Genomic DNA, 12780 nt, shown 5'->3' with positions numbered 1-12780 from the left:
ATCCATAACAAGATGAACTAATACACTTTAAAGGTTATAACTCAACGATCCAACGCCAATCTAGCACTGCCCTCATCCAATTTACAAAAATCCAATTCATATTGTGTTCATATTCACTATGTATAGTTTGAATTAAAGGTAAAACAACATTTGGAGGCAATTATGAAGAGTTATAGTAAAACGTTATTAAGATTTTCTGCAGCTTTTGGACTGATGGGTGCATTTATGGGTGCACATATGGCGGGCTCTGGTGGTTATGAACTTCGACCGATCCACGCACATATTTTAGTCGTCGGATGGCTAAGTTTATTTTCTTTCGCGATGTATTATAGAGTATTTCATCAAAAAGAAAGTTTCCTTGCGAAGTTACATGTATGGACGGCAATTATTGGGACTGTTTTGTTAACACTCGGCATGTGGTTCCAGTTTGTGAATCCATTTAGTTTCCCGGATACTGTATCACTCATCATTTATATTATCGGTGGATCAGTTTTATTAATTAGCTATATACTATTCTTTGTTTTAACGTTAATGAATAAAGAATAATTCTCATCCTTTAGCATGTGCTAAAGGATTTTTTATTGTGTGAGAACTTTTATTTAGTATAATAATTACAAATAGAAAGGAGTAGTTGTATGAATTTCAATGAAATTGTAAATCAGTATAAAGATAAAATACTGGAGGATTTAAACGGTCTTCTTTCAATTGAAAGTGTTCGTACAGAAGCTAAGCCGGGTGCACCTGTCGGCGAGGGACCGAAAGAAGCGTTAATGTACATGCTCTCTTTAGGTGACCGTGACGGAATGGATACGAAAGTTGTCGATAATTTAGCAGGCCATATTGAACTCGGTAGCGGTGAAAAGCTATTCGGTATTCTCGGACATGTTGACGTCGTTCCCGCTGGAACAGGTTGGGACTCTAATCCGTTTGAACCGGTGATTAAAGATGATATTATTTATGCGCGCGGTGTCCAAGACGATAAAGGACCAACTATCGCAGCTTATTACGCAATGAAGATTTTAAAAGATCTTGAAGTACCATTAAATCAGCGTGTGCGTTTAATCATAGGTACGGACGAAGAGTCTGATTGGTTATGTACAGATGCATATTTTAAAAATGAAGAAATGCCAGATTCAGGATTTGCACCAGATGCTGAGTTTCCAGTCATTCATGGTGAAAAGGGTATTACGACGTTTGACCTCGTGTTTAAAAGCGATGACGATGCGTATGGAGATATTGTACTAAATACATTCACGTCAGGTGATCGATACAATATGGTACCTGAATCAGCGACGGCGAATTTAACTGTAAAAGATGTTGAAAAATTTAAACAGTCATTTGAATCGTTTTTAGATGAGATGCAATTAAAAGGTGACTTCATTGAAGACAGCAACAAAGTAAATATTACTGTGTTCGGGAAAAGTGCACACGGTTCAACACCACTTGAAGGTAAAAACGCAGGAATAGAATTACTACGTTTCTTAAAAGTTATTCCAATCGATGCACGTGCACATAAGTTCGTGTCATTTTACGATAGATATATTGAAGATAATTATGACGGTAAATTATTTGAAATGGACTTTAACCATGACGAAATGGGTGAAACATCAGTCAACACAGGAATCATTCGTTATGATTTAAACGATAAAAGTTATTTCGGTGTGAACTTACGTTATCCAATGGGAATGGACTTTAAAGCGTCACTAAATGCACTTAAAAGCGATGTAGAAGTATACGGTGTTTCAATCGAAAACGTAAATGATCAAGTGCCGCATTATGTCGAAAAAGATTCTCCGCTCGTTAAAGTGTTAACTGAAACATATCGTAAACATGTCGATGATGACACTGAACCATTCACAATCGGTGGTGGAACGTATGCGCGTGTACTAAAAAATGGTGTAGCGTACGGTGCGATGTTTAAAGATACAAAAGATACAATGCACCAAGCGAATGAGCAAATGAAAGTAGAAGAACTTTTATTAGCGACAACGATCTATTTAGAAGCACTATATGAAATTCTTGTAAACGGTAAATTAGAAAAATAATATTTATGATAGACAGACGATCGGTCTGTCTATTTTTATTAATTTTTTAAAATGTGTTAAATCAGAACGTACATTCGTTTAACAAAACTTAACTTTAATTAACAAAAAAATAACATTTATAACATTGGTCGCTTAAGCACTTATTAATTAAGATATAACAGTAGTTGGCAAAATATAGCGTCATTTTTACCTTGAATTTAGTTATAAAAGTGGATAGTATTTTAAATACAACTAATCGTGCGCTAATTAAAAAATTTACTTAGCGCTCTTTTTAATGAAACGTTTATGAAGAGAAAGTGAGGTGAACACGGTGGAGCATTTTTATCAGCTAGGGTGGACGTTAGACCCTATTGGTGGCTCGTCTAGCGATGCGTATAAGGCAGAGATTAATGGCGACAAATTCTTTTTAAAACGTAATACAAGCCCGTTTATTACGATGCTATCAGTAGAAGGAATCGTACCTAAACTCGTTTGGACAAAACGTATCGAAACAGGCGAAGTTGTTACCGCTCAACATTGGAAAAACGGTAGATGTTTAACCGATGAAGAAATGAACTCTGACCGTGTCGCTTCACTTATGCGTAAAATTCATTCATCGGATAAATTACTTAACACGCTAGAGCGTCTCGGGATGCAACCGATGTTACCAGAATTATTATTAAACAGAATCGAATCCTCACTTTCACCAAAAATTAACGCGCATAAAACAGTAAGAAAAGCGATCAAATATTTAAATAATAAAATTCCACATATCGATTCTGAATTTTGTAGAGTATGTCACGGAGATGTCAATAATCAAAACTGGTTGTTATCTGATGAAGACGAACTATTTTTAGTAGACTGGGAAGGTGCGATGATCGCCGACCCTGCAATCGATATCGGAATGATTCTATATACGTATGTCGATTTTAAAGATTGGAAAAATTGGTTATCTAAATACGGAAAATCACTCGATCATGATTTTAGACAGCGTATGAAGTGGTATACACTCATTCAATGTTTAACGATGATTCAGTGGTACGAAGACCGTAAAAGATATAAAGAAATGAACCATTGGATTATTTTTTTAAATGATATTTTAGAGAAAGATATGATGGTATAGAGGTAAGTACATTGAGAATGCGAAACAAGCCATGGGCGATGGACTTTTTAACTGAAAATAGTCATATTGTCGACGTAGATGGTACATATAAAACAAAAATTAAAGAGTACTTTGGTAATGATAACCACATTCATATCGAAGTTGGTACTGGAATGGGTCAGTTTATAACGACTCTTGCAAAACAAAATCCACATATTAACTATGTCGGAATTGAAATTGAGAAAAACGTACTCATTCGTGTTTTAGAGAAAGTGTTAGAAGAGGGGCTGACAAACGTTCGTCTGCTTTTATATGATGCGAATCTATTAGATGAGTATTTTAATAAAGATGAAGTGTCTAAAATATATTTAAACTTCTCTGATCCGTGGCCTAAAAACCGTCACGAAAAGAGACGTCTCACGTATAAATCATTTTTAAAACAATATAAATCTATATTAAAAGATGATGGAGTATTGCAATTTAAAACGGATAATAGAGGTTTATTTGAATATAGTTTAATTTCATTAAATAATTTTAAAACGGAATTTTTAGAAGTGAACTTAGATTTACATGCAGATGAAGATGAAGATAACATTCGAACTGAGTATGAAGAGAAATTCAGTCAAAAAGGATTTAATATATATAAAATAGTTGTAAAATTTTAGCACCTTTAAAAAGGTGCTTTTTTGATAGTTCCGGTAATTACAATTGTTTGATAAAATGGATAATAATAAAACATGAAGATTACTGAACAGTAATCTCCATGATTTCACCAGTGTACTTATTCGCTGTGAAGTTGTACTTTTGAAGTTTGTCGCCTTGTTCAACGTGAACGACACCATTTAGTACTTTCTTATCTTGACCAAAGCTTTCATTGTTAGAATTGTTATAGTCAACAGATACAAAAGAAATGCCGTCAAATTGTAAGTAAAGATTATCTAAGACCTTGTCAACATTGATCGTACGTCTAGCGATGACATATAGTACAACAGGTACAATTGTTACAACGCTTAAGACAATTGTCCAAAAAGTTCGTTTTGACATTATGGTAGCCTCCCTTTCTGTTAGTCTACCATAATCAACAATAAATATAAATTTAGAAGGGAAGTTTTTTTCAGATGGAAATCAGTCAAAAAACACTACAACGAATGAAAGAGTTAACGGAACTTCACGGCGCTCCTGGCTTTGAAGATTTAGTGCGCAATTATTTGCGTGAGAATTTTGAAGCGTTTGGCGTCGAATATATTAATGACGGTTTAGGTGGCATTTTTGCTGTTAAAAAATCAAAAAATGAAAACGCTCCTAACGTTTTAGTTGCTGGTCATATGGATGAAGTAGGATTTATGGTTACTGAAATTACAGACAATGGATTTTTAAAGTTCACACCACTCGGTGGGTGGTCAGAAGACGTATTACTCAGCCAAAAGATGTCAGTGAGAACGAATGATAATAAAGAGTTAACAGGTGTAATTGGTAGTGTGCCAATTCACTTTAGACGTGGTGAATCGAAAGACTCAGGTACAAAAATTAAAGACATGTTATTAGATATTGGTGCAGACTCTAAAGAAGAAGCACTTGAGATGGGTGTAAATATCGGGGATTCAATCGTGCCAAATGTTCAATTTGAACAACTTACTGAAAACAAATTGTTAGCAAAAGCATGGGATAACCGATACGGTTGTTTAATCGCTTTAGAAGTGCTTGAAGCTTTAAAAGATGTTGAACTTGATTGTAACTTATATATCGGTGCGAACGTTCAAGAAGAAGTAGGCTTAAGAGGAGCTAAAGCGAGCGCAAATTTAATTCAACCAGACGTTGCATTTGTCGTTGACTGTTCACCAGCAAACGATATGCTCGGTAAAAAAGATGATCTCGGTAAACTTGGAGAAGGTACATTACTTAGAATTAAAGACGGTACGATGATCCTTGGCAAACCAATGAGAGATTATTTACTTCAAACTGCAGATAAGCACGATGTGAAATATCAATATTATTTATCTCCAGGTGGAACAGACGCTGGAAGCATTCACGTTTCTAATGACGGAGTGCCAAGCGCGGTCGTTGGAATTTGCTCAAGATATATTCATACGAACCATTCGATTATTCATAAAAATGACTACTTAGAAGCGAAAAAGTTTTTAATCGAACTTGTTAAAGGTATTAATAGCGAAAAAGTTAAGGAGTTAAGAGGGTGAAGGGGTTATTAAAGCGCTGGTTCATCGACGGGATGAGCTTTATGGCGCTCGGTCTATTTTCTTCTTTACTTATTGGTCTTATTATTAAGACGATTGGGACGTATATCCCAGCACTCAGTGGTTTAATTCCTGTTGGAGAACTTGCGATGAGTTTAACTGGTGCAGCAATTGGTGCGAGTATTGCATACGGGTTAAAAGCACATCCACTCGTCGTATTTTCAGCAGTGACAGTCGGTTATAGCGCTTATGAATTCGGAGGCGTAGCTGGAAGTTTTATTGCTGTTTTAGTCGCAACTGAACTATCAAGACTATATGCCGGTCGTACGAAATTAGATATATTAATTTCTCCAATTTTCACGATTGTTATCGGATTTTTAGTCGGTAAATTTGTTGGTCCATTTATATCAAAATTAATGTTATCGCTCGGTTCGTTTGTGAACTTTGCGGTTGAACAAAACCCATTTATTATGGGGATGCTCGTCGCATTAGTATTCGGAATTACATTAACAGCACCAATTTCTAGTGCAGCATTAGCGGTAATGATCGACATTAACGGGCTTGCAGCAGCTGCAGCAGCAGTTGGATGTTGTTGTCATATGGTCGGTTTAGCACTGATGAGTTATAAAGATAATGGATCATCAGGGGTGTTATCGATTGGGCTTGGAACTTCAATGTTACAAGTAGCGAATATCATTAAAAATCCGTGGATTATATTACCACCGTCAATCGCGAGTGTGATTATCGCACCGATTATGACAGTGTTTTTCCCGATGCAAAACAATAGTGCAGGTGCAGGTATGGGGACGAGTGGACTCGTTGGTCAAATCATGGCAATTGAAACAATGGGGCCAAGTATGACAACATATATAATGATAATCATATTCCACATCCTACTTCCAGGAGCAGTAACGTATGCATTTTATAAGTTACTCATGAGTATGAAACTTATTAAACCTGGAGATCAAGTACTTAATTTAGGGAATCAATAACGGAGGCATTTCATGAATGTTACTGAATTAAAAGATAAAGTATTAAAAAAACTCGATGAAACGGATCTACAATACGATAGTCGTTTCAATCGAAAAGAAGAAATTTTAAGAATTGAACGCCATGATAACCATAAAGGAGTGGACGTTCAACTAAACAAATTACTTCAAAAAGCAACGAAATCTGAAGAAATCATCGATGAAATTGTCTACTACGTATCTGAAACTTTAACGCGTATGGCAGATACGAAAGAAGTGACAAATGAAGGAATGATTTATCCAGTTGTACGTAGTACAAGCTTTCCAAAAGAAGCAAAAGACGGTAAGAAATTCATATTCGATGAGCATACTGCAGAAACTGTTATTTTTTACGCACTCGACCATGGACGTTCATACGAGTTAATCGATGAATCATTACTTGAAACATTAGGTCTTACAAAAGAAGCGCTAAAAGAAAAAGCATTTAATAATTTAAAGACACTTGACATTAAGTATAAGAAAGAAACAGTTCAAGAAAATGACTTTTATTTCATAAGCCATAGAGACGGTTATGATGCATCGAGAATTTTAAACGAAGAATTTTTAAACGATTTTCATAGCAAACTAGAAGGCGAAATGATGATAGGTTTACCACATCAAGACGTGTTAATTATCGTCGACGTTAAAAATGAAGTCGGCTATGATATTATGGCTCAAATGATGATGCAGTATTTTGCAGAAGGTTTAACGCCAATTACGAGCTTAAGCTTTAGCTATCGTCATAAAAAATTAGAACCGGTATTTATTCTCGGTAAAGCAAAGAATTATAATAAAAACAAAAAGTAACAAGGTGAATTTAAATGAAGTTAACATACAACAAAAACATTGGAGATGTCCTTCTCGTATCATTAAAGGGAAGCGATAATTTTGAAACGAAAGATTTCGACGGGTATACAGCGATTGTCGATAACGATGAGTTACTCGGCTTAAACATATTTAATGCAAGTGAAACATTTACTGAAGAAGAACTTACAGAGTTAAACGAAGAGTCAATCGTAGAAAAAATTAACGATATTATCAAAGGTGATTTCGGTGAAATTAATCCAGATTTATCACCAAAATTCGTTGTTGGATTTGTAAAAGAATGTAAACCACATGAAGATGCAGATCGATTAAACGTCACGACTGTAGACGTAGGAGATGAAGAACTACAAATCGTCTGTGGTGCACCAAACGTCGACAAAGGACAAAAAGTTGTCGTGGCTAAAGTCGGTGCTTTTATGCCGAATGGATTATATATTAAACCATCTGAACTTCGAGGTGTGAAATCTAATGGGATGATTTGCTCTAAAAAAGAGTTAAACCTAGAAGATGACGGAGTAAGAGGTATTTACGTATTAGACGATAATTACGAAGTTGGTCAATCGTTTTTTAAATAATAGGAGGGGATTAGGATGCGTAGAAGATCAAGGAATAGATTTCAAGATCGAACATTTAGCAATCAGACGATCGATGATATGAAACTTAATAAACGTTTTCCTTTTCCATTTGAGTTATCTGAAGAAGAACAAGACATTCCGAAACAAGAGGAGAAACAAGAGTCTCGTTATACTGAAAGACGTACGGTAAAGCGTCCTTCGAGTCAAACGATTACGAAAGCACGCGTCGTACCTTCAGCAATTCATGGAACGAAGAACCCGTATCGCCGTGAATATGATGAAACTGCAGAATATAGACGAAAATTTGAACACCACCAATCTCCAATTATTCGAGATATCGTTAAAAAGCGTAAAGAAAAAGAAGAGAAAGATCGTCTGCGTAAAGAACGATTACAAAAAGAACGTAAAGTTGAAGAGAAGAAGCGTCCAATCGAAACGAAGCAACCTGAAACAACAAACAAAGAAAAAGCATTACCTGTTCAAGCTGAACGTAAACTCGGGCCAAGTAAGACGTTACCACCGATTAGTATATTAGGAATAGAACAAGATCAAAACTTCGTTAAGCATGATGACGAAAACCTTGAGTCTATAAATGCAATTATTAAACAGGTGGGTATAGAAGGAAAAGTAGTTGAATACTTTTCAAACGGTATCGTCGGTTCTTATTCGATTCAACTCGATAGACATTTTAAATTGTCCAAAATTGAAGATGTGAAAGCGCAGTTAGAGGGTGCCTTAAATAAAAAGGTGCGTATCATTACTGAAGTGCTCGGAAATAATAACATTCAAATTGAATTTCCACTGGAAAAACCAAGTGAAATTTATTTTAAATCTCTATTTTTAAATAGTAGTTTAAAATTAAGAAAAAATGACTATAGATTTGCACTTGGCAAAACAGTGGATAATCGTATTTTTACCTATGAGTTAAGAAAAGCAGGCCATACATTAATATATGGTAACGAAGAAAAAAGAACGGAAATTATTGACAGTATGCTCGTCTCGTTATTAATGAATCATAATAGTGATGCATTTCAATTTAAAGTAATTTCTGATTCGAAAGAATTCGATACTTTCAATTCGCTCCCTCATTCGTTTAGTGAAAGAAAATCAGTATACGATACTGATGCATTTAATGATATAATAGATGAGTTAAACAGCAGAAACATTCAGTTTAGAAGGGCACACGTACGTAACATTCAAAGTTTTAACACACGTGTGAAGCAAGAATCGAGAAAGAGTACGATAGTTATATATATTGACGACTTTGATAGAATACTCGAGCGAAATAATCCCGAAGTGATTCGTCATATTTTGCAAATTCTAAAGCAAGGTAAAGCATTAGGCATACATTTAGTCATGAATCACACGAAAACTGACGTTGGAATTAGATATCAACTTCTGAGTTTAATGCAAACTAAAATTTCTTATTACGATGAGAAAAGTAGTGTTATTGATGGTGCGGATAAGTTATTTGAGGGCAATGATTGTCTCGTCACAATTAGTACTTCAAACCGACCAGTACGCCTGAATATGAGTACAGTAAAAGCGGAAGTTTTAAGCAACATCATCAACTACTTATCAGATAGAAGCGATGAAAGTAAGGTGTAATTGTGAAGAAATATCACTTCATTGGAATTAAAGGTGCAGGGATGAGTGCACTTGCACAAGTTCTTTTTGATTTAGGTCATGAAGTACAAGGTTCAGACATAACAAGTGAAGTTTTCACGGAGTATCAATTAAAGAAAAAAGGAATTAAAATATTACCATTTTCTGAAGATAATATAGTCGAAGATTTTACGTATATTGCAGGTAATGCGTTTAACGATGACCATGTAGAGATTAAAAAAGCACTTGAAAGTGGATATCCGGTCATCCGCTATCATAAATTCTTATCTGAATTTATGAAAGACTATACGTCAATTGGGGTCACAGGATCTCATGGAAAAACCTCGACAACCGGTTTACTCAGTCACGTTATGAATGGCGATAAAGAAACGACGTATTTAATTGGAGACGGTACAGGTGTTGGTAAAAAAGAAGCGGATTACTTTGCATTTGAATCGTGCGAATATCGTCGTCACTTTTTAGCGTATCATCCGGACTATGCAATTATAACGAATATCGATTTTGACCACCCAGATTATTTTAAAGATGTTGAAGACGTCGTCAGTGCGTTTCAGTCGATGGCAAACCAAGTGACAAAAGCAGTAGTTGCGTATGGAAATGATCCATATATCAATGAAGTAAAAGTCGATGTTCCGATGTATACGTATGGTATCGATGGTGATTATACAGTCGAAGCTAGAAATGTAGAAGTGGTAGATAACGGCACTTCATTTGATTTATACATTGAAGGCGAATATAAAGATAATTTTATTATTCCGTTATATGGTGATCATTTAATTTTAAATTCACTTGCTGTCATTACAATTTGTTATTTAGAAGGTTTTGATTTCGATAATATTAAAAGTGCTTTTTTAACATATGGTGGCGTTAAACGACGTTTTTCAGAGACGAAATATAAAAGTTATATCGTCGTGGATGACTATGCGCACCACCCGAAAGAAATTGAGGCAACGCTTGAAACAGCACGAAAAAAATATAAGAATCACCAGGTCGTTGCGGTATTCCAACCACATACTTTCTCTAGAACAGAAAAGTTTTTAAATGAATTTGCAGACAGTTTAAAAGAGGCAGACAAAGTTTATATCGTAGATATTTTTGGTTCTGCGAGAGAACAAAGTGGTAATTTATCGAGTGAAGATTTGGTGAATTTAATACCGGGTTCAAAACTGTTAACAGAAGCAAAAATTAAAGAACTCGATCAATATGAAGATAGTGTCATTATCTTTATGGGTGCAGGAGATATTCAAAAGTACGAAAAAAGATTTACAGAACTTATCTCTTAAACATGTTTACAATGAATTGAATTCGGCTATTAATAAGTTATACACATAAGAACATTTACGGAGGCGTTATTTATGGATTGGAGTATTTTAGGGTGGATTGCACTCGTAGTTGCTGCAGTTGGATTTTTAGTAGCATGTATTGCAGTAGCTGTCGTTTTACTTAGTGTTAAGAAAAACTTAGATTACGTTGCAGAAACACTCGATGGATTAGATGGACAAATTCAAGGAATTACACGTGAGTCAACCGACTTATTACACAAAAGTAATCGTCTAGTTGAAGACGTACAAGGTAAAGTTGAAAAATTAAACTCAGTCGTTGATGCAGTTCAAGGTGTTGGATATTCAGTTCAAAACCTTAACACATCAGTCGATAGAGTGACAAATTCAATTACGACAAACATCTCAGAGAACGAGGAGCAAATTGCACAAGTTGTACAATGGTCAAACGTTGCAATGGAACTTGCTGATAAATGGCAGCAACGTCAGCGTCGTAACAATGCGATAAAAGGTCGCTACTAAGCGAGGGATGTTATATGGAAAAATATGATAGAGATCGACATACACATGGAATTAAACCGTATAGTCCACCAAAACAAAAGAGTAAAAAAGGATTACCACTCGGACTAATTTTCGGTATGATTGTCGGATCTATTTTAGGTCTATTCTTAGCACCAAAATCTGGGCAATCACTTCGTGAAGATTTAAAAGATCCAAAAGGTGTATTTGAAGATCAAAAAGATAAAATTGTCGACAAAGTCAAAGTGAAAAAAGCAGAACTCGAAGAAGTTAAACGTATTAAGGACTCGGATCAGGACTTAATGGCCGCTCAAAAACGAGCAATTCGAGAAGATGTTAAAGATGGATATGTAAACAAAGACAGTGTTGATTTATCTAATTTATAAAGTTCAGCTTTTATGCTGAACTTTTTTGATGTTTATTGTTAAATTATTTACATTCTCATTCATTTTCTGTTATGATTATCAATAAACAAAAACGTTTTCATAGGAGGAAAATAAATCATGGCAATTACGATTTATGATGTTGCAAGAGAAGCGAATGTGTCAATGGCTACTGTTTCACGCGTACTTAATGGTAACCCAAACGTTAAGCCAGAAACACGTCGTAAAGTAAAAGACGTCATAGAACGATTAAACTACAAACCGAACGCGGTGGCTAGAGGTCTCGCTAGTAAAAAAACAAAGACGGTTGGGGTAATTATTCCTGACATTTCAGATTTATATTATTCAGCAGTGTTAAGAGGGTTAGAAGACATTGCTGAAATGTATCAATATCAAATCATTATTACAAATACTGATAATGATGCTAAAAAAGAAAAGAATGCGTTTGAAACGTTATTAAGTAATCAAGTGGACGGTATCATCTTTTTAGGTGGAACGGATGACCAAAAAATAATCGATAATATTCAGCGTTCAAATACGCCAGTCGTAGTCTGTGGATATTCTAAAGAAATGTCAATAAACAGAGTAAATGCAAATTATCGTGATGCAATTGCTCGTATTGTAGAAGGGTTTATTGAGCGCGGCAACAAAAAAATTGCATATGTACAAAGCGGTTACCATAGTGTGTTGGAGACTTTACTCGCAGATAAAATTTGTGAAGTATTAGAAGAGCACAACATAAGTAAAGATAATATGTTTGAGTTTTCAGCAAACACTTATGAAGAGGGTATTGAGCTATTTAATAAAATTCATGAAATTAAAGCAGATGCTGTCATTGCAATATCAGATGAGGTTGCAGGTGGAATCCTTCATGGAACGTTAGATATGAACGTAAAAGTACCTGAAGAATTAGAAATTATAAGTTGTTCTAATACGCGCATTGCATATATGATGCGTCCGAAATTATCAACGATCGCAGTACCTCTATATGATATTGGTGCAGTTGGAATGAGATTACTTACAAAAATTATGAACAACGAAGAAGTCGATGAAAAAGTAACGATGTTACCATTGAAAATTAACTACGCAAAAACAACGCGTGTATAAAGCGATTTATATTTTTAAACTTGAGTTTTATATTAAACTCAAGTTTTTTTATGTTTAATTATAACTTTTATTTGTAGAATAAACACAAGTATATTTCACAATTTTCAGAAAATTTATGATACAATGTTACTAATTGTTTT

General features: G+C 34.9%; 14 protein-coding genes. 13 read left to right on the top strand and 1 reads right to left on the bottom strand.

Features of this window, described 5'->3' with window-relative positions; all coding sequences use genetic code 11:
- Positions 1-162 precede the first annotated feature (162 nt).
- From BBS29_RS07585 to trmB, 4 genes are all read left to right on the top strand, one after another.
- The gene (locus BBS29_RS07585) at positions 163-546 is read left to right on the top strand and encodes a hypothetical protein (protein ID WP_179853845.1); all 384 of its coding nucleotides are present in this window, start codon (positions 163-165) and stop codon (positions 544-546) included.
- A gap of 89 nt (positions 547-635) precedes the next feature.
- Complete coding sequence (gene pepV / locus BBS29_RS07580) at positions 636-2045, top strand: dipeptidase PepV (RefSeq protein ID WP_068130929.1); 1410 nt, start codon at positions 636-638, stop codon at positions 2043-2045.
- Positions 2046-2355: 310 nt separating this feature from the next.
- Positions 2356-3147, top strand: coding sequence for a phosphotransferase family protein (locus tag BBS29_RS07575; protein ID WP_040928500.1), 792 nt, complete (start codon positions 2356-2358; stop codon positions 3145-3147).
- Between the two features lie 11 nt (positions 3148-3158).
- The gene (gene trmB, locus BBS29_RS07570; RefSeq protein WP_068130926.1) at positions 3159-3791 is read left to right on the top strand and encodes a tRNA (guanosine(46)-N7)-methyltransferase TrmB; all 633 of its coding nucleotides are present in this window, start codon (positions 3159-3161) and stop codon (positions 3789-3791) included.
- A gap of 79 nt (positions 3792-3870) precedes the next feature.
- On the opposite strand, the gene BBS29_RS07565 is transcribed toward trmB, so the two are convergent.
- Positions 3871-4170, bottom strand: coding sequence for a hypothetical protein (locus tag BBS29_RS07565; RefSeq protein WP_040928499.1), 300 nt, complete (start codon positions 4168-4170; stop codon positions 3871-3873).
- A gap of 74 nt (positions 4171-4244) precedes the next feature.
- On the opposite strand from BBS29_RS07565, the gene BBS29_RS07560 reads away from it, so the two are divergent.
- The 9 genes from BBS29_RS07560 (at position 4245) to BBS29_RS07520 (ending at position 12640) form a co-directional block, all read left to right on the top strand.
- The gene (locus BBS29_RS07560) at positions 4245-5321 is read left to right on the top strand and encodes a M42 family metallopeptidase (protein ID WP_068130924.1); all 1077 of its coding nucleotides are present in this window, start codon (positions 4245-4247) and stop codon (positions 5319-5321) included.
- A complete protein-coding gene (locus BBS29_RS07555; RefSeq protein ID WP_068130921.1) occupies positions 5318-6310 on the top strand; it encodes a PTS transporter subunit IIC in 993 nt (330 codons plus the stop codon). The genes BBS29_RS07560 and BBS29_RS07555 overlap by 4 nt, the downstream gene beginning before the upstream one ends.
- 12 nt (positions 6311-6322) lie before the next feature.
- Positions 6323-7132: a DUF1444 family protein gene (locus BBS29_RS07550; protein ID WP_068130905.1), complete on the top strand. Its 810-nt coding sequence runs from the start codon at positions 6323-6325 to the stop codon at positions 7130-7132.
- A gap of 14 nt (positions 7133-7146) precedes the next feature.
- On the top strand, positions 7147-7725 hold the full coding sequence (gene ytpR / locus BBS29_RS07545) for a YtpR family tRNA-binding protein (RefSeq protein WP_068130902.1): 579 nt from the start codon (positions 7147-7149) through the stop codon (positions 7723-7725).
- Positions 7726-7740: 15 nt separating this feature from the next.
- Positions 7741-9333 (top strand): DNA translocase FtsK, encoded by a 1593-nt coding sequence (locus tag BBS29_RS07540; RefSeq protein WP_068130899.1) that lies wholly within the window; start codon positions 7741-7743, stop codon positions 9331-9333.
- A 2-nt stretch (positions 9334-9335) separates the two neighbouring features.
- Positions 9336-10634, top strand: a complete 1299-nt coding sequence (murC, locus tag BBS29_RS07535; protein ID WP_083314992.1) for a UDP-N-acetylmuramate--L-alanine ligase — start codon at positions 9336-9338, stop codon at positions 10632-10634.
- Positions 10635-10706: 72 nt separating this feature from the next.
- Complete coding sequence (locus tag BBS29_RS07530) at positions 10707-11153, top strand: DUF948 domain-containing protein (protein WP_040928491.1); 447 nt, start codon at positions 10707-10709, stop codon at positions 11151-11153.
- Positions 11154-11167: 14 nt separating this feature from the next.
- Complete coding sequence (locus tag BBS29_RS07525) at positions 11168-11536, top strand: YtxH domain-containing protein (protein WP_068130896.1); 369 nt, start codon at positions 11168-11170, stop codon at positions 11534-11536.
- 117 nt (positions 11537-11653) lie between these two features.
- A complete protein-coding gene (locus BBS29_RS07520; RefSeq protein ID WP_068130894.1) occupies positions 11654-12640 on the top strand; it encodes a substrate-binding domain-containing protein in 987 nt (328 codons plus the stop codon).
- Positions 12641-12780 lie beyond the last annotated feature (140 nt).

This window comes from Nosocomiicoccus ampullae, from assembly GCF_001696685.1.
GTDB lineage: Bacteria > Bacillota > Bacilli > Staphylococcales > Salinicoccaceae > Nosocomiicoccus > Nosocomiicoccus ampullae_A.
The sequence above is the reverse complement of the archived record's forward strand: the minus strand, read 5'-3'. Positions and strand labels throughout refer to the sequence as shown.